Here is a 17,116-nt window from a genome sequence, read left to right on the forward strand (position 1 = left end):
TTCCCTCCGGCCACCCTTGCGGTGGCCGGATGCGTTGTGGGGCCTGGTGACGCTGAATGTTCACCATTTGTAAAGCGAATGAGAACGCTTTACATTTGCACCCCGCCGGGCTTGGGGCCCGGCCATGTCCCCAGACCATCACGAGACCCGCATGTACGCCTGCGCTGCTTCGCTTCGCCTCCCCCGCCGTGCCCCGCTGGGCCTGGCCCTGCTTTCCGTGTTGATGCTGACCGCGCCGCAGGCCTTCGCCGATGCGTTGGCAGACGCCGGCAGCAATGCCGATGCCAAGACCCTGGACAAGGTCAGCGTGGTCGGTGCGCGGGCAGTCCCGTCGAGCACCACGCGGCTGCCGATCAGCCTGCAGGAAACCCCGCAGTCGGCTACCTCGATCGGCCTGCAGCGGCTGCAGGACGAATCGCTGTTCAGCATCAACGATGTGATGCGCAACGTCACCGGCGTCAGCGTCTCCTTCTACGACACCCAGCGTCCGTTGTACTACGCACGCGGCTTTGCCATCACCGATTTCCAGGTGGATGGCATCCCCACCTACAGCGGGTCGACCAACCAGGAATACGACACCGCCTTCTACGATCGCGTCGAAGTGATCCGCGGTGCCAACGGTCTGCTGAGCGGCGCCGGCGTGCCCTCGGCCACGGTCAACCTGCTGCGCAAGCGCCCGGGCAAGGAATTCGACGCCTCCTTCGCGGTGAGCGCCGGCAGCTGGGACTACCAGCGCATGGAAGCCGACGTGACCGCGCCGTTGACCGCGGACGGCCGTTTCCGCAGCCGCGTGGTCGCCGCCTACACCGACCGTGATCTGTATTACGACCGGTACCACGAGAACAAGATGGCCGGCATGGCCGTGCTGGAAGGTGACCTGACCGACAGCACCACGCTGACCGTGGGCTACCAGACCCAGGACAACAATCCGGTCGGTTCGACCTGGGGCACGGTGCCCTTCTTCAACAGCCAGGGCGACTTCGCCCATCTGCCGCGCTCGACCAACGTGGCGCCGAAGTGGAGCTACTGGCAGCGCGAGACCAGCACCGCGTTCGCCAACCTGGAACAGCGCTTCGGCGAGAACTGGCTGCTGAAGATCAACACCGCCTACACCCAGGGCAACGTGCAGAACGTGCGCGTGTACGGCAGCGGCTACCCGGATCCGGCCACCGGTGCAGGCATCTTCCTGCGCACCGCCGCCGGCGATTCCGAAGACACCCGCCGCAACGTGGATGCCTACCTGAGCGGCACGTTCTCCCTGTTCGGCCGCGAGCACGACCTGACCGTAGGCGGGCAGTGGGCGGACCTGGAAGGCACCACCAACACCATCGCGCTGAACTACCCGCGTGACTGGGCCACCTGCGTGAGCCCAGCCGGCGTGCGTGAGCGCTGCTATTACATCCCGGATATCCGCGCCTGGGATGGCGACATCTCCGAAGTGACCTACGCACGTACCGGCGCACGCCGCGTCGCCAAGACCACGCAGAGCGGCGTCTACGTCGCTACCCGCCTGCGGCTGGCCGATCCACTGGCGCTGATCGCCGGTGCGCGCCTGAGCCGCTGGGAAACGCTGTCCCGTTCCTACAACGCGGCCGGTGCGTACACCGGCACCAGCGGCGCGTACAAAGTGACGGATGAAGTCACGCCCTATGTGGGCCTGGTATACGACATCACCCCACAGGTGGCGGCGTACGCCAGCTACACCGAAATCTTCAACCCGCAGAACTTCAAGGACCGCAACGAGAACCTGCTGGCGCCGGTGGAAGGTTCCAACCTGGAAGCGGGCATCAAGTCGCAGTGGTTCGACGGCCGCCTGACCGCCAATGCCGCGGTGTTCGAGGCCAAGCAGGACAACTACGCGGTGCGCGACATGAGCCTGCCGGACGGATCGCTCAGCGACGGCAGCTCGGCCTATATCGGCATCAACGGCACCAAGGCGCGCGGCTGGGAAGTGGACGTCAACGGCGAGATCCTGCCGGGCTGGACCGTCAATGCCGGCTTCACCCACGTCAAGGTGACCCGCGCCGCCACCGATCTGCTGTACGCCAACCCGGCCGAAGATCTGCTGCAGCTCAACACCCAGGTGCGGCTGCGCGGCGCGCTGGAACGCCTGAGCGTGGGTGCGGGCGTGCAGTGGCAGAGCAAGGTGCAGGGCTACAACATCCCCTATCCGCTCGGCGGCACGGTAACGGTGAACCAGCCGGCGTATGCGCTGGTGCAGTTCAACGCCAACTACCGCATCAGCGACAGCTGGACGGCGACCTTGAGCGTGCGCAACGCGCTGGACAAGACCTACTGGGCCAACCTGGACTACAACAACTACGGCGAGCCGCGTTTTGTTGCGTTGAGCCTGCGCTGGAAGTACTGAGGCCTGGCGACATCGCGGTGTTGAACGAACGGGTCGCCTTCGGGCGGCCCGTTTTTTTTCCCGCGCACCGCACACAGGTAGTGCCGGCCGCTGGCCGGCTCCTCGAGAATCCGATATTGCGTGGAGCCGGCCAGCGGCCGGCACTACCTGGGCCGTGTCTCGCGCAGCGTCCACATCACCGGCAGCACCAGTATCGCGACCACCGCGATCATGGCCCCGGGGGCCGACGACCAGCCGGTATGCCGCACCAGCAGTTCGGCCAGCAACGGCGTAGCACCGCCAAAGAACGCCGTGGCCATGGTGACGCCCAGTGCCAGCCCGCTGAGCCGCCCTTCGCCGGGGAACTGCTCGGCCGTGGCCGGTGCCGCCACCGCACTCACGCCGCCCGCGAGGCAGGCCAGCACCACCGCCGCCAGGCCGATCGCCACGGTGCTGCCGCCGGCCATCACCGAGAACATCGTCAACGGCAGCAGCGCCGACAGCGCGGCCAGCGCGATCAACACCGGTCGACGCCCGACCCGGTCCGACAACGCGCCCGCCAGCGGCGTCACCACGATTACCGCCACCGCCGCGACCGTGGACAGCCACAACGCCTCCGATTCACTCACCTGCCCCACCGAACCGAGGAACGCGGGCACGTAGGTGATTCCAACGTAATAGGTGATCGAGCCCAGTGCGGAGATCGCAAACGTGCGCGCAATCGCGGGCTTGTGGTGCCGCCAGCTATCGCGGATCGGCGACGTCGGCACGGTGCCCTCGGCCTGTTGCCGTTCGAACTCCGGCGATTCGTGCATGGTCGAACGCGCCAGCAGGATCGCCCCCGCCAGCGCCGCACCGACGAAGAACGGAATCCGCCAGCCCCAGCCATCCAGCTGCGCCGTGCTCAGCAGCGCGACGGTCAGCGCCGACAACGCCACCGCCAGCAAGGCCCCCACTTCGCTCGCGGCCGACGCCAATGAGGTCACCAGCCCGCGCCTGCGCACGGGTGCGGTTTCCAGCAGATATGCGACCACGCCGGTGTACTCGCCGCCCACCGAGAACGCCATCAGGCAGCGCAGCAGCAACAGCAGCACACCGGCAGCGGCACCGATGCTCTCGAAGGTGGGCAGCAGCGCAGTGGCAAGCATCGCCACGGTCATCAGCAACATCGAGGCCAGCAGCATGTAGCGGCGACCGAAGCGGTCGCCGAGATGGCCGAACACCAGCGCACCCAAGGGCCGCATCAGATACGACACCGCAAACCCGGCCAAGGTGGCCAGCAACGCATTCTCGCCGCCACCGAAAAACACGCGCGACAGCACGGTGGCCAGATACAGGTAAAGGGTGAAGTCGTACCACTCCACCACCGTGGAGAGGCCGGCGATGATCATCGAGCGCGTCTGCGGGCGCGCCGTGGGCGAGGTGGCGGCCGTACTCAAGCGTGCCTCCTGCAAACACGCAGGCCTTCGCGGGGCGGCAGTGGACGAGATCGCATCGAGGGACTCCCGGCCGCCTGGGCCGCATCTGGACGGCGACAGCCTACGCCAGTCGATCTGCACGCCGCGTCACAGCAGAGTGCTCAGGCCACGGCCGCCGGCCGAACATCACCGCGCCGGTAACTCAGCAGACGGCCGTTGCCCGGCGCATTGCCTTCATCCTCGAACAACCCCAGCTCCTCGGTCACATCGAAGCCCTGCAGCGCCATGCCACGGGAGAACGAGCCCACGTTGCCGCGGCCGGGATCGGTGATCAGCAGCTCGGCATCCGGCTTGGCGTGTCGCAGCATCATCGCCGCGATCTGATGGGCATGCCCCCGTTCGTACAGGATGTCGCTGCCGATGATCAGATCGAACCGCCCCAGCGAGCCATCGGGGACTTCCCAGGGCAGGTCGCGGTAAGTCACCGCGGGCAGGTCGTTGAGGCCGGCGTTGTAGGCGAGGAAGGATTCGGCCAGCGGATGGTGGTCGGTCGCCACGACATCCGCGCCGCGATGGGCCAGTACCAGGCTGGACAGCCCCAGCCCGCAGCCCAGCTCCAGGATCCGCTTACCGGTCACGTCGAAGTGGCTCATGGTATCGGCCAGCGCGCGGCCGGCCGGCCAGATCTGTCCGAACAGGCTCCACAACGACGAGTGGATGCCGGCCCGCTGGGCGCGTCCGGTGGGATCGGAAAACTGCTGCAGATCGCTGAGCGCGCGGATACGGAAGTCGTGCCCGCCGACCGGGATGGTGAGAATGCGAGTGGTATAGCCCGGCATGTGCGCTCCGTGGGACACGGGAGCCTTCCTTCCGCTGGCGGCATGAAAGACTCTGAGAAAGGAGCGGAGGCGATCAGGTGTCGATCGCGCTGGACGCGCGTAAGTGCGTGTTGCTCCCATCCTACGCCATGGGCGAGGACCTGGCTGAACGCCTCGGGGCGACCTTGCGTGCGTTCGGCGCGGCTTTGCGCCCGGCAGGCGCGGCGCCGTAGCGCACCTGGCACACCGGGCAGAAGAATGCCCGTCGCCGGGTAGTGCCCGGGTAGGTCTTGCTGATCGGCCCGCCGCAGTGCGGACAGGTGCGCTTGGTATGCACGAGCCAATGCTGGCGCAATACGAACTGCCGCTTCCAGTCCAGGAAATCGAAACTGTACTGCCGCGCCTGTTTGATGATCTCGCCCAACTTGCGTGGCGGAAGCGCACCCACTGTGGATTCGGGATGCACACGCGTGCGGAACAGCACTTCGTTCTTGATGATGTTGCCGACGCCGGCAAAGATCTCCTGGTCCAGCAGCGCGTCGCAGATCAACGTTTCGGGCTGCTGCTTGAGCCTCCTGCGCGCCAGCCTGGGATCCCAGGCCAGGTCCATCACATCCCCGCGCCAGTCGTAGGTGTCCTCCAGCGCGCCTTCGATGTACTTCACCGACGAGGCATAGATGTTGAGCTCGCCGTTGTCGAACTGCAGCGACACCCGCGGTGGCGACGGCTTGCGCTCATCGATGCGGTAGCTGCCGAACATCAGCATGTGCACGCGCAGGCTGAAGCCGCGAAACTCGATCAGGACGTGCTTGCCCCAGCTCCGCAGCGCGACCACGCGGCGCCCCTCCATCCGGGTGAGGTCGAGCGAGCTGTTGCCGGTGACCAGACGCACGGTCTTGCCGCGGAACTTGGCGGCCGCTTCACGCAGGATGACGATGGAGGGACCTTCAGGCATGCGTGGTGATCTCGGTCAAGCGCAGGGCATTGGCGATAGCAAAGCCATGGGCGGTGTTGTCGAAGATCACCCACGGTGCCTGCGCCTGCCCGGGCTGCTGCACGAGCTGTGTCGCCAGAGAGGCTAGTGCGGCATCGGGGTAGTCGCTGTAGTACATGCGCGGGGAACCGTGCCAGCGCCAGTAGTGCCAGCCCTGCGCGCCGCCCGGAAGCGCGGCGGCGGCAACGCGCGACGGATCCACCGCGGCCCGGGTAATCGCGTGGCGCTGCAGCAGCGCATCGGCCTGCGTGCTGAACCAACTGGCATGGCGGGGCTCGCAGACCACAGGCACCGGGGTGCGTCGACGCAGGACGCGGAAAAAGCTCCCGGCGCGGCGCGTATCCAGTGCCAGCGATGGCGGCAACTGCAGCAGCAGGGCGCCCAACGTACGCCCCAGTCCCCCCACCTCGTCGAGGAAGCGGTCCAACAGTGGGCCCACGCCAACCAGTCCGGAATCGTGCGAGATGGTCCGCGGAAGCTTTACCGAGAAGCGGAAGTTGGCCGGTACGGTGGCCGCCCAGCGCGCGTAGGTCGCGCGTTGGTGCGGCCGGTAGAATGAGGAGTTGATCTCCACGACGTCAAAGCGCGTGGCATAGCGCGCCAGCAGGCTGTCGCCGGGCCCGAAGTGCATGGCGTAGCGGCTGGGGATCGACCAGCCGGCACACCCGATCTTCGGCATCTGCGACGCGGGCATGCGCGCCTCCTTCAGCGCAGGATTTCGCCCTGGTCTTCCCCATCCCAGTAATGGATGCGCGCCGCAGCCACCTGGATCAGAACCAGCCCAGGGCTATCCACACCCTGCGCGAACCAGCGCTCCAGATCTTTCACCCAATGCTGCTGCATCACCGCCTTGTCGCGGATCAGGGTCGCCCTGCCCTGCACCGCCACGAACAGTGGCGGCTTGCCCAGCAGCGACTTGCTGCCGGTGAAGCTCAGCGCCACCTTCGGGTCGCGGGTGATCTCGCGGACCATGTCGGTGTCTTCGGTGGTGAAGAACCAGCTGTCGCCGTCGTAATCCACATCACCATTGTTGCTCATCGGCCGCGCCGCGATCTCCCCGCTGTCGCTATGGGTCTGCAGCATGGTGAAGTCGATGTTGGCCATCTTCTTGGCCAGTTCGGGCAGGGTCAGCGTGGTCATGGCGGATCCGGGTTGGGGACAGGCTGCCAGCGTCGGCCGATGACAGTGACCGTGCCGTGGAGGGCCGCTGTCCTGGCCTTCACGCCGAGCCGGGCCATCGTCTCGACCGCGCAGGCGCTTGACAGCCGCGCGCCAACGGAACACCATCAGTTAACGAATTAGTTAACTATTACCCATGGACCGCATCTTCGAAGCCCTCGCCTCCACCGCACGCCGGCAGATCCTGGCCTACCTCAATGGCGGCGAGTTGAGCGCGGGCGAGCTGGGCGAGCGCTTCGATTTCAGCAAGCCGGCGCTGTCCAGCCACCTGCGCATCCTGGAAGACGCCGGGCTCATCGAGCGCGAGAAACGCGGCCAGTTCGTGTACTTCCGGCAGGTGCCCGACACACTGGCCAATACCCTGTTCGCGTGGGCCGCCGAGGTCTGTCCGGTGGGCGGCCCGCTGCAGCGTGAAAGCCGTGCCCGCGCCCGCCGCGAACCCACCTCGTGAGCTGAGCGACCCAACGACAAGGAGATCGGCATGCAGGACATCGCACACGTGAGTCGTTCGTTTCCCAGCATCAGCCTGCCCTCCTGCGGCGATGGCAGCCCGGTCGAGGTGGCGTTGATCGCCCAGCTCGGGATCGGTGCGGGCGATGCGCTGCTGCGCGACGCGGGCCTGCGCCAGGCGCAGCATCCGCACTTCGTTGATGCACTGGACGAACCCTCCGCGCGGCTGGGGGGCATGCACTTGGCGCACGGCGATGCGTCGTCGGTGTATTCGTTCTCGGTAGGCCGCACCGGGCATCCGTTCCATCGCCATGCCGGCCCGCGCATGTTCACCGCCATTGCCGGCAGCGGCGGCGCACAGTTGCGTTTTTCCACCGTGTCCGACGCACAACTGCAGCAGGATCCGGCCGCCTTCGTGCGCGCCCTGCGCTGCGTCGACGTGCCGCCGGACTGCCTGTTCACCGTTCGCTTCGGCAGCGGTACCTGGCACCAGTTCGTGTCGCGTCATCCCCGGCACGCGGCGCTGTTCGCGCTGTCCTGCCATGCCGATGAGCGCAGTGGCGCATTGAGCGATGCGCAACGTGCACGCATCGATGCAGGCACCGCCGACATCCCCTCATTGACCGAGACCCTGCCGCCGGCGTTGCAGCACCTGCTTGACCAGAGCGACCTGGACCAGTTTCCGCGGGTGACGCTGTCGTTGCGCGCGCCAGCCGCTTCGGTGCTGGCCCGCTGGTGCGCCGGCAGCCGCAACCTGGTCGGCCGGGTGCGCAGCGGCCTGACGCGGTTGCGCCCTGCCCATGGCTACATCGGGCAGCGCGCGGCATGCGGCACGCTGGGCACGCAACCCGCAGCGCCGGCCGATTCACTGCTGCAGCAGGCGTTGCCGCAGGGCTTCGACCACCAGGATTACACCTATGTCACCCTGCCCGCCCACAGCATCGGCGGGCACTCGGCGCGTGCGCTGCTGGAAGCGGTGCTGGAGGGATTCGTCCGCAATCCACCGCCGGGCGTGGGCCGGCTGATGGCCCTGCGCAATGTACTGGTGACCCCCTTGCGGCTGCGCACCTCGTCGCTGGGCTGCCCGGTGTCCTCGCTGCTGTCTGACGGACCCGGCGAGCGTTTCGCCGGTCGCTTCCCGGTGCATGCCCAGGCCACCGACGTCGCCGACCGCAGCGCCGAAGTTCTGCTCGGTGCCGACGACCGCCACCTGCAGTTCCGCTCATGCGTGCGCGTGCAGGTGCTGGACGATGGTGCGGCGGTGATCGCGCTGGGCACCCGGGTGCGCACACTCAACGCGTTCGGTCGCCTCTACATGGCGGCGATCAACCGGGTGCACCGCCGCCACGTCAGCCCGGCGATGCTGCGCATGGCCGTGGCACACGCGCTGGCACCGGAACTGGCCACGGCAATATCGCTGCAGGACACCGCCCTGGCCTGATCGGGTGGGCTCAGCGCTGGTAATCCGCGAGCCGTGCGACCCGCGTCGCCAGGTCGCCCGCTGCGCACTGGCTGAAGTGGGCGTCAAACAACGGCACGATGCGCACAGTCTGCATGCTCAGCCCCCGTTGTACGGTCCGGTGCCCGGGTAAACCTGCAGCAGCGCGCGGGTGAGCGTGCTGGGGTATACGGTGAGGTGGTCTTCGGCCGGGACCACCCGGTTCTCCACCTGTAGGCCCTGGTAGCCGCGCTGACGCAGTCGATCGGCGAAGGCCTGCGTATCGCGCACCATGTCGTTGCGTGGGCCGTCTACCGCATCGGGCGTGGGCCTCTCTTCACTGCCGATCGCCAGCAATACCCGGGCCGGCAGCGCGCGGTGCTGCTGCGCGTAGTCCTGTTCAAGGCGGTCGATATAGTGCCCGTCGAACCACAGCGAGGGGCTGGACAGGATGTAGGTCTGGAACATCTGCGGGCGTGTGAGCAGCACATAGGTGCCGAACAGCCCCCCGTAGGAATGCCCGGCGAAACTGCGCCGCGCCGGATCGGTACGGTAGCGCGCGTCCACCGCGGGCAACACGTGCGTGGCCAGGAAATCGCGGTAGTGCGCGGCACCGCCGTAGACCACGTCGTCGCTGTAGTCATCGTCGGCACTGCGTTGCGGCTGGGTGGGCGTGTAGTCGCGCGAGCGGCTCTGCTTGGAGGTCAGCCCCTGCTGCGGCGGCAGCCCGACCAGGATGAAATCTTCGAGGTTGGCGCCGCCCTGCCCCACCAGGTTGCGCACGCTGCGCACCAGCGGAAAGCTGTACAGCGCGTCGGTGACGAACAGCACCGGGTAGCGCCGCTCCGGGTGCTGCGCGTAGCTGGCCGGCAGCGCCACCCAGATCGGATAGTCGCGCCCGGCCGGATCATGCACGCTCCAGCTCTCGGTATCGGGCAGGACCACGCCTGCCGCAGGCACTGCCGCCGCAGGCGTGCTTCGCAGCGCATCGCCGTGCAGCGCACAGCCACCAGTGGTGGCCAGCACCATCATCGTTCCCAGCACGTTGCGCATCGCTTTCATCCGCGTTCTTCCGTCCTATCAGCGCGCAAGCGTTGCAATTCACTGCGGGCGCCCTGGCGAAGCGTAATCAGCGTGATCTCCGACGGCACGCCGATACGTGCTGCGAAGCCCGGCCACAGCCCGGCACCGTTGCTGACATACAAGGTCATGCCATCCACCTTGTAGCGCCCGGACACAAAGCCGCCATTGGCGCGCTTGACCAGCTGGTCCATGCCGACGATGTGGCCGCCGTGGGTGTGGCCGGAGAGCTGCAGCGCCACGCCCTTGGCGGCATTCGCGCGTGCCTCCACCGGGCGATGGTCGAGCAGGATCACTGGCGCCTGCGGGTCCGCCCCGGCCAGTGCGGCCGTCAGATCCGGCATGGGAAGGCCGTAGCGCGCAGCCACCGGATCGGTGACACCGGCGATGGTCAACGTCGCACCGTCACGCTGGACCTGCGTGTGGGTATTCTCCAGCACCTGCATGCCCTGCCCCCGGAATGCCTGCATCCACTCGGCGTACTGCGCGTAGTACTCATGGTTGCCGGTGATCGCGATGACGCCATCGGGCGCGCGCAGCCTGGCAAGCGGCGCGAAATCGTTGGCGCGGGCGCTGACGCTGCCGTCGATCAGATCCCCGGTGATCACCACCAGATCCGGATGCAGGGCATTGCTCTCGGTGACCACCTTCTCCACCCAGGCACCGGTGAGCAGGCGGCTGGCGTGGATGTCGGTGAGCTGCAGCACCCGGTAGCCGTCAAACGCGGCCGGCAGCCCGTCGATGGCCACCTCGATCTGGCGTGGCTTGGGGACCGCCATGCCCTGCCAGATACCGTAGGCGGAGAGCAGCAACGCCAATGTGCCCGCTGCAGGGCGCAGCCACGGCGCACGCAGCATCGGCAGCACGCGCCGCGCCCGGACCAGTTGGGCGATCAGCAGCAGCGCATCCAGCACAAGTACGAACACCGCACTGATCAGCAGCGTGGTGAACCCGGTCGCAAGCACCGCGATCACCGCTTTGGGAATCTCGGGCGAGGCCATGGTCCCGGCGAACTGCGCCACGATCCGGTGGTGCAGCGCCAGTGCAACCACCAGCAGGCCCAGTACGATCCGCACCGGACGCGACAACCGCAGCGGCCAGATCACGCGCCACACCAGATACAACGCAAGCAAACAGCCGATCACACTCAGCACAGGCACATCCTGGAAACGTGGGGGGACAAACCCTGCCATCGTTCCTGATTCAGGCCGCGCATTCCAGTGCAGGCATTCGGGATGATTCAGGCAGCGCCAGGCAGGCGGGTGCAGTGTCGGCCGCGCCGGTGGGTGTGGGAAACTGTCGTCCGTCGTACCCGCCGTCGATACGCTGCACCTGCACGCTGTCCGATCCTGCGGGTGCACGCCGGCACTCCCAGGACAAGGACTACAAGGATGGCGTCACTGCGCGGCCCGTTGTTGGGCATTCTCTTCTTCAACGGTGCGTCCGCTGCCGCTGCCCCGCCTGCCGAAGCGGTCTATTTCATCAGCCAACAGGTCAGCGCGGCCGACAGCGCGGCCCCCGCGCTGCGCAAACGCATGTTGACCGGTGTGACCCTGGCGCCCGGCCACGGTCTTCGCACGCGCCTGCTGTGGTCCGCGCCGACCGGCAGCGGCGTCGGCCGCAGCACGCTGGCGCTGGATCCGGATACGCCCGATGCGCAGGCGCTGCTCGAGGTCATGGCCGCCGGCATCGACATGCATCTGGACGAGCAGGTCCGTGTCACCGAGGTGCGTTCACTGGCGCCACAGGCATGGCAGGCACTCACTGCCCGTCAGCCCTACCTGGCGCAGGTGCTCACCTCGTCGGAGCAGGCGCTCGGCCTGCGCCCCCGGCGTCTGCCCGCGTCGCTTACGGTGGGCCAGCACCTCGTGCAGCACGATGCCACGCAGGGTCTGGGCGCGATCGTGTGGCGCATGCAGGTCCGTGCGGTGACCGCCGATGCCGTGGTGCTGGACACCACCGTGGAGGGCGACACCTTGCGCGGCACCGGCCGCCAGGCATTGCGCCGTGCCGACGGCATGCCGTTGGAAGCGCGCTTCGAATTCCACGTGGCCGCCGGCAAGAACGGCACGCCGGCCACCACGCACCGTATGCACCTGGCGAACCTTGCCGAGATCGCCACGCCGGACGTGCTCTCGGATGAGGACGGCGCGGCGGCGCATGACGCCACCGATGAGGCGCTGCGGCGCCCTCCCTTCTCTGCTCCATCGCGCGATCCGGCAGATTACGTCGTCGATTCGCAGGAAGATGGCACGCTGGAGCCCTGGATGCTCGATGCGGCCGCGCTGCCTCGCATCGAGAAGAGCCTGCTGTTCGGTCTCAGGCCTGACGCCCGCACATCGCGCCCTCTGCTCCGCCTGGGAGGTGAGATGCGCGCCGCGCGTGACATCTCCGGCAACACCACCACCGCACCACCCCTGGTGGTATCCGCGCGGATGCGCGAGGTTGAACTGCTCGACCATGCCGGTCGTGCGCTTCCCCACTTGCGGGCGGTCCCGGTGCCACACCTTTGGATGCTGATGGAGAGCTACCAGATCGGCGAAAGCGACCTGGCGTTTCCACTGCGGCTGCCGCTCGATACGCGCGCGGCGCAACTGGAGGCACTCGACAGCCTCCGTGCGACGGTCGATGTGGAGACCTACCAGTGGGACGGCAGTGAGGCACTTGCCCAAGGGCAATCGTCGCAGCGCAATCCCAAGGCACGGATCGTCTGGACCTCGCCCCAACGCGTCACCGTGTTGCAGGACCTCCCGCCGCCCTCACAGACCCGCGGTGTCTGGACGACAGCCGTACCGGTGGACGCGGCCGGCCGCCCGATGGCTGCCGCAACGCAGATGGCCGGACGCACCGCCGGCACTGGCACGTGGGAAGGCCGCGAGCGACCGCTGAGCTGGGAGCAGGATCGCCTGCCGCTACGGCTTGAGATCGCTACGGCGCAGCCGATCGCCGCGCTGAAGCTGCGGCATTACCGTTGGGAGACCATGTCACGCCAGTGGGTGTTCCAGAACGCGAGCACGTTGACGGGCGCCGCTCCGCACTGACATCCCACGTTTGTCGCCTGCTGAAGCGCAGGCCTTTTCCGCATCCTGGCCAGGGAGGACCCGTCAGGCCCCGCATTCCTCTGCGCGGCCGTCAGAGGACGGATGACCGCAATCAACGCAATGTTATATTATTTCTTTTTTACCACACGCCCGGAAAGGCACGACCCGATGAGAACCAAGGCAATGGTGTCCGCCGTATTGGCGACCCTGTGCGCAGGCGAAGCGCGCGCACAGTCCGGCGATGCTGCGATCACACTGGGCAGCGTGCACGTGCGCGAAGGCTCGCACCGCCCCTTGGCCGCCAGCCGTGTGCTGACCTCGGTGGATGTGATGGGCGGCGACCAGGTACACGAGAAGAACGTGTCCAACAGCTGGGAGCTGCTCGGCCAGATGCCGGGCATGCAGCTGACCGAAACCCGCCAGGGCGCGGAATCCGGCAAGGCCACCTTCCGCGCGTTCAATGGCGAGGGCTACCTCAACGGCATCAAGATCCTGATCGACGGCATCCCCAGCAACGTCAACAGCGGCAACCAGCGCTTCATCGACATGGTGTTCCCGCTGGACATCGACTACATCGAGGTCGTGCGCGGGACCAACGATCCCCGCTACGGACTGCACAACATCGGCGGCAACATCAACCTCGGCACCCGCCAGGGCGGCAACTACACCGATGAGCGGCTCACCTACGGCAGCTACAACACCCGCGAAGCACAGGTCGCGATCGGTCGCGAAGCGAACGGTGTCGCCCAGAACTACTTCCTGGCGTCACAGGCCTCCGATGGCTATCGCGATCATGACCGCTCGAAGAAGTACTCGCTCGGCGGCAAGTGGTTCTACAGCGGTGACGAGGACCTGTTCACCATCGGCCTGATCGCACGGGTGTACCACCACGAGGCGGACGAGCCCGGCTTCATGACGGCTGAAGAGTTGGCCACTGATCGCCGCGGATCCGCGCTCAAGAATGCCAACGACGCCGACGACCGCGACATGCGCCATCTCAGCACCCATCTGGACCTGCAGCTGAGTGACACCGTGCATGTCAACAACAAGCTGTACTACAACCGCTACGAGGACGATCGGCAGGTGACCTTCACCCGTTACGTGCCCGGCAACGCGCCGCGCCAGCGCCGCCAGTGGGACGAGAAACAGACCGGCCTGCTCAGCACGCTGACCTGGGCGGCCACGCCTGCGCTGACGGTCGAAGGCGGTCTCAACGCCGAGCATCAGGACAACACGTACCGCCGCCTGCGCTACAACCACGCCATCCCGACCGACTTCTCGACCCCGGCGCGGATCCAGAACGATGACCGTTACACCTTGGACAACCTCGGTGCTTACGTGCAGGCCGTGTATCAGCCCACCTCCGCGTTGAAGATCGTGCCGGCCTACCGCGTGGATCGCTTCTCCGGCAGCACCCGCCTGCCCGGTGGCATCACCGCCCCGCTGCAGCACTACGGCACGATCGAGCAGCCCAAGCTGAGCGTGGTCTATGCGATCACCCCGGCCCTCAATGTGTATGCCAACTGGGGCAGGACGTTCCAGGTACTGACCGGCTCCACCGCACCGGCCTACCTCACCGCCGGCCAGGACACGTTCCGGCCCTCGATCAATACCGGCAAGGAGGTGGGCATCAAGTTCACCCCGGCCGTCGGTACCGACGCGCGCATCGCGGTGTGGCGCCAGGATGCAACCGACGAGGTCGCCAACATGCCGGCCACCGGCACCTCGGTCGGCCTGGGCCAGACCCGTCGCGAAGGCGTCGACCTGCAAGTCACCACGCGCCTGGGCGAGCAGTGGACGCTGTGGGGCTCACACGCCATCCAGCAGGCCAAGGTGGTCAGCGCCTTCACCACCGACGGTACCGCTCTGGCCGGCAACGAAGTCATCGCCACGCCGCGCTACATCAGCAACATCGGCCTGGACTACCGCGCCAACGATCGTTGGACCTTCGGCCTGCAGGGCCGGATGCAGGGTGACTATTACATTGAAGAGCGCAACACGCAGGGCACATTCGGCGCCTTCGCGGTGCTTGATGCCAGTGCGTCGTATCAGCTGTCCGAGCGGCTGAGCGTGGATGTACAGGTGAAGAACCTGACCGGCCGCGACTACGCGTATGCGTGGTACGACAACTTCTTCTGGGGCGGCGATGACCAGCCGATGTTCTCGCCCGCACCGGGGCGCTCGGCTTACGTGTCGTTGAACCTGAAGCTCTAGGGCAGCCCGGCCCTCAGATCCAGCGCTGGTCCAGTAGCTCGCGCTTGATATAGGCATAGAACACGGGCGCCGCGACCAGCCCTGGCAGCCCGAACGCGGCTTCCATCACCAGCATGGCGAGCAGCAGTTCCCACGCACGTGCCTGGATCTCCCCTCCGACGATGCGCGCGTTGAGGAAATACTCCAGCTTGTGGATGACCACCAGGTACAGCAGCGCGACCACGGCCACGTAGAACGACACCGACAGCGCGACGATGGTGATGACAGTATTGGAGATGATGTTGCCCACCACCGGCAGCAGGCCGGCGAGGAAGGTGATCAGGACCAGCGTCTTGGACAGCGGCAGATGCACACCGAACAGCGGCAGCACCCCGAGCAGGAAGATGGCGGTGAACAGCGTATTGAGCAGCGAGATCTTCACTTGTGCAAACACGACCTGCCGGAACGCCGTGGCCATGCGGCTGGTGCGGCCGATCAGCTCCTGCGCCAGCGGCCCCATCTTGGGCAAGGGCAACTCGTCGTAGAGCGCGATCATCGCCCCCAGCACCATGCCGATCAGGATCCGCACGCTGATCTGCACGGCCGACGTGCCGGCGATGCCGAGCTGCTGGCGGTGCGTCGCCGCCCAGTCGTTCATCGCCGTGCGCAGCGCCTGCAGGTCTTCCGGGATATAGGGCTGCAGCAGGTCCGGCACCTGGTGGCGGGAGGTGTTGAGGATGTCCATCAGGCGCATCAGCAGCGCATCCGGGCCACCGGTCTCGTTGCGGAAGAACGAAGCGATGCCGATCGCCGCCAGGGTCAGCGCGCCGATGATCAACGCCGACAGCACGATCACCGAATAGGCCCGTGCGCGCCCCGGCGGCAGCTTGCCTTCGACGGTGGAGGCCAGCAGGTGGGTCAGGTGGAACACCAGCAGGCCCGACAGCAGGGTCACCACCAGCCCGAGTTTCAAGGTCAGCCACATGCCCAGCAGCATCAGCACCCAGGCCGCGATGCGGGCGGTGGGCGGCTTGGGCAACGCGGGGATCACTATGGACATGCGGGCGCATCCTGACGGGTGGTCCATGGTAGTGGATGCGGCGCGGGCGCTGCAGTCGAGCCCCGCAGCATCAAACTGAAATCCAGCGTCTGCTGGAGCGGCACATCGACACGTTCGATGATGGCGAGCAGCAGGTTGACCGCGCGGGCACCGATCTCCCGCATCGGTTGCCGGATGGTCGTCAGCGGAGGCGTGAGGTAACGCGACGATGCCAGGTCGTCGAAGCCGACGACGGAAAGATCACCCGGCACCCGGATGCCCAGATCCCGGCAGGCCGCCAGGACACCCAGTGCCATCTGGTCGCTGAAGCAGAACACCGCGGTCGGCACCGACGCGCGGGCCAGCAGTTCCATCCCGGCCGCATGGCCGGATTCCACCGAGAAGTCACCCGGCACAACGCACAGGTGACGCAGGCGACCACGCGCCTTGGCGGCGGCGCGAACCCCTTCCAGCCGTTGCTGGTGCAGGGGATTGTCCGGCGGCCCACCAACCACGGCGATCTGCTCGTGCCCCAGCCCGTACAGGTGTTCCATCACGGCGCGCGCGGCAGCCGCGTTGTCGATATGGACGCTGGGAATGCCCAGCGCGGGATCGAACTCGCAACCGTTGACCACCGGCGCGGCAGCCCCATGCTGCTGGATGATCGTGCGTGCCGTGGGCGGCAGGCGATGGCCCAGCACGATCAGACCGTCGGCCTCGTTGCGCCTGAGCATCTGCGCATAGCGCTCCTCGCGCTCGGGCAGGTTCTGGGTATCGCCCAGCAGGACGGCGTAGCCAACGGCCTGCGCCGCGTCCTCCGCGCCCTGCAGGATCTGGGCGAAGAACGGGTTGGCGATGTCCGGCACGGTGACCAGGATCTTGCCGCTGCGCTGGGTCTTGAGTGTCCGGGCAACCGTGTTGGGGACATAGCCCAGCGCGGCGGCCGCCTGCTCGATGCGCGCGCGCGTGGCGGGCAGCACTTTCTCCGGCCGGGACAGCGCCCGCGACACCGTGCCGGCCGAGACGCCGACGTGCTTTGCAATGTCGTAGATGGTGGCCATGGGGTTACCTTTTCCTTCCGCTGTGCAGTGCACAACGGGTCTTTCGAATGCCCCTGCT

General features: G+C 67.0%; 14 protein-coding genes. 5 read left to right on the plus strand and 9 right to left on the minus strand.

Going from position 1 to position 17,116, the window contains the following annotated elements; all coding sequences use genetic code 11:
- Positions 1-124 precede the first annotated feature (124 nt).
- Positions 125-2,368 (plus strand): TonB-dependent siderophore receptor, encoded by a 2,244-nt coding sequence (locus tag K4043_RS11540; protein ID WP_265309419.1) that lies wholly within the window; start codon positions 125-127, stop codon positions 2,366-2,368.
- A gap of 143 nt (positions 2,369-2,511) precedes the next feature.
- Here K4043_RS11540 and K4043_RS11545 read toward each other — a convergent pair whose 3' ends face one another.
- The 5 genes from K4043_RS11545 to K4043_RS11565 all read right to left on the minus strand — a co-directional run bounded on the left by K4043_RS11545 (position 2,512) and on the right by K4043_RS11565 (position 6,717).
- The gene (locus tag K4043_RS11545; RefSeq protein WP_123729688.1) at positions 2,512-3,738 is read right to left on the minus strand and encodes an MFS transporter; all 1,227 of its coding nucleotides are present in this window, start codon (positions 3,736-3,738) and stop codon (positions 2,512-2,514) included.
- Positions 3,739-3,926: 188 nt separating this feature from the next.
- Positions 3,927-4,604 (minus strand): methyltransferase domain-containing protein, encoded by a 678-nt coding sequence (locus K4043_RS11550; protein WP_123728631.1) that lies wholly within the window; start codon positions 4,602-4,604, stop codon positions 3,927-3,929.
- Positions 4,605-4,725: 121 nt separating this feature from the next.
- Positions 4,726-5,538 carry a DNA-formamidopyrimidine glycosylase family protein gene (locus K4043_RS11555; protein WP_265309420.1) on the minus strand — a complete coding sequence of 271 codons (813 nt, stop codon included), beginning with the start codon at positions 5,536-5,538 and terminating at the stop codon, positions 4,726-4,728.
- Positions 5,531-6,271, minus strand: coding sequence for a DUF72 domain-containing protein (locus K4043_RS11560; protein WP_265309421.1), 741 nt, complete (start codon positions 6,269-6,271; stop codon positions 5,531-5,533). The genes K4043_RS11555 and K4043_RS11560 overlap by 8 nt, the downstream gene beginning before the upstream one ends.
- Before the next feature lie 11 nt (positions 6,272-6,282).
- On the minus strand, positions 6,283-6,717 hold the full coding sequence (locus tag K4043_RS11565; protein ID WP_265309422.1) for a pyridoxamine 5'-phosphate oxidase family protein: 435 nt from the start codon (positions 6,715-6,717) through the stop codon (positions 6,283-6,285).
- A 175-nt stretch (positions 6,718-6,892) separates the two neighbouring features.
- On the opposite strand from K4043_RS11565, the gene K4043_RS11570 reads away from it, so the two are divergent.
- Both K4043_RS11570 and K4043_RS11575 read left to right on the plus strand, forming a co-directional pair.
- Positions 6,893-7,207 carry a metalloregulator ArsR/SmtB family transcription factor gene (locus K4043_RS11570; protein ID WP_265309423.1) on the plus strand — a complete coding sequence of 105 codons (315 nt, stop codon included), beginning with the start codon at positions 6,893-6,895 and terminating at the stop codon, positions 7,205-7,207.
- 30 nt (positions 7,208-7,237) lie between these two features.
- Positions 7,238-8,647 carry a DUF2867 domain-containing protein gene (locus K4043_RS11575; RefSeq protein ID WP_265309424.1) on the plus strand — a complete coding sequence of 470 codons (1,410 nt, stop codon included), beginning with the start codon at positions 7,238-7,240 and terminating at the stop codon, positions 8,645-8,647.
- Positions 8,648-8,764: 117 nt separating this feature from the next.
- Here K4043_RS11575 and K4043_RS11580 read toward each other — a convergent pair whose 3' ends face one another.
- Together K4043_RS11580 and K4043_RS11585 are read right to left on the minus strand one after the other, a co-directional pair.
- Positions 8,765-9,673: an alpha/beta hydrolase-fold protein gene (locus K4043_RS11580; protein ID WP_321160150.1), complete on the minus strand. Its 909-nt coding sequence runs from the start codon at positions 9,671-9,673 to the stop codon at positions 8,765-8,767.
- Positions 9,674-9,702: 29 nt separating this feature from the next.
- Positions 9,703-10,878 carry a metallophosphoesterase gene (locus K4043_RS11585; protein WP_265309426.1) on the minus strand — a complete coding sequence of 392 codons (1,176 nt, stop codon included), beginning with the start codon at positions 10,876-10,878 and terminating at the stop codon, positions 9,703-9,705.
- Positions 10,879-11,115: 237 nt separating this feature from the next.
- On the opposite strand from K4043_RS11585, the gene K4043_RS11590 reads away from it, so the two are divergent.
- Both K4043_RS11590 and K4043_RS11595 read left to right on the plus strand, forming a co-directional pair.
- Positions 11,116-12,765, plus strand: a complete 1,650-nt coding sequence (locus K4043_RS11590; RefSeq protein WP_265309427.1) for a hypothetical protein — start codon at positions 11,116-11,118, stop codon at positions 12,763-12,765.
- 168 nt (positions 12,766-12,933) lie between these two features.
- Positions 12,934-14,979: a TonB-dependent receptor gene (locus tag K4043_RS11595; protein ID WP_265309428.1), complete on the plus strand. Its 2,046-nt coding sequence runs from the start codon at positions 12,934-12,936 to the stop codon at positions 14,977-14,979.
- 13 nt (positions 14,980-14,992) lie between these two features.
- Here K4043_RS11595 and K4043_RS11600 read toward each other — a convergent pair whose 3' ends face one another.
- Complete coding sequence (locus K4043_RS11600) at positions 14,993-16,018, minus strand: AI-2E family transporter (protein ID WP_265309429.1); 1,026 nt, start codon at positions 16,016-16,018, stop codon at positions 14,993-14,995.
- On the minus strand, positions 16,009-17,058 hold the full coding sequence (locus K4043_RS11605; RefSeq protein ID WP_265309430.1) for a LacI family DNA-binding transcriptional regulator: 1,050 nt from the start codon (positions 17,056-17,058) through the stop codon (positions 16,009-16,011). The genes K4043_RS11600 and K4043_RS11605 overlap by 10 nt, the downstream gene beginning before the upstream one ends.
- Positions 17,059-17,116 lie beyond the last annotated feature (58 nt).

It is taken from the genome of Stenotrophomonas sp. SRS1, from assembly GCF_026130205.1.
GTDB classification, from domain to species: domain Bacteria; phylum Pseudomonadota; class Gammaproteobacteria; order Xanthomonadales; family Xanthomonadaceae; genus Stenotrophomonas; species Stenotrophomonas rhizophila_B.

What these genes read in the sequence shown, in the direction of transcription:
- K4043_RS11540 (WP_265309419.1), top strand. Translation starts at nt 125, where the DNA reads ATGTCCCCAGACCATCACGAGACCCGCATGTACGCCTGCGCTGCTTCG.
- K4043_RS11545 (WP_123729688.1), bottom strand. Translation starts at nt 3,738, where the DNA reads ATGATCATCGCCGGCCTCTCCACGGTGGTGGAGTGGTACGACTTCACC.
- K4043_RS11550 (WP_123728631.1), bottom strand. Translation starts at nt 4,604, where the DNA reads ATGCCGGGCTATACCACTCGCATTCTCACCATCCCGGTCGGCGGGCAC.
- K4043_RS11555 (WP_265309420.1), bottom strand. Translation starts at nt 5,538, where the DNA reads ATGCCTGAAGGTCCCTCCATCGTCATCCTGCGTGAAGCGGCCGCCAAG.
- K4043_RS11560 (WP_265309421.1), bottom strand. Translation starts at nt 6,271, where the DNA reads ATGCCCGCGTCGCAGATGCCGAAGATCGGGTGTGCCGGCTGGTCGATC.
- K4043_RS11565 (WP_265309422.1), bottom strand. Translation starts at nt 6,717, where the DNA reads ATGACCACGCTGACCCTGCCCGAACTGGCCAAGAAGATGGCCAACATC.
- K4043_RS11570 (WP_265309423.1), top strand. Translation starts at nt 6,893, where the DNA reads ATGGACCGCATCTTCGAAGCCCTCGCCTCCACCGCACGCCGGCAGATC.
- K4043_RS11575 (WP_265309424.1), top strand. Translation starts at nt 7,238, where the DNA reads ATGCAGGACATCGCACACGTGAGTCGTTCGTTTCCCAGCATCAGCCTG.
- K4043_RS11580 (WP_321160150.1), bottom strand. Translation starts at nt 9,673, where the DNA reads ATGGTGCTGGCCACCACTGGTGGCTGTGCGCTGCACGGCGATGCGCTG.
- K4043_RS11590 (WP_265309427.1), top strand. Translation starts at nt 11,116, where the DNA reads ATGGCGTCACTGCGCGGCCCGTTGTTGGGCATTCTCTTCTTCAACGGT.
- K4043_RS11595 (WP_265309428.1), top strand. Translation starts at nt 12,934, where the DNA reads ATGAGAACCAAGGCAATGGTGTCCGCCGTATTGGCGACCCTGTGCGCA.
- K4043_RS11600 (WP_265309429.1), bottom strand. Translation starts at nt 16,018, where the DNA reads ATGTCCATAGTGATCCCCGCGTTGCCCAAGCCGCCCACCGCCCGCATC.
- K4043_RS11605 (WP_265309430.1), bottom strand. Translation starts at nt 17,058, where the DNA reads ATGGCCACCATCTACGACATTGCAAAGCACGTCGGCGTCTCGGCCGGC.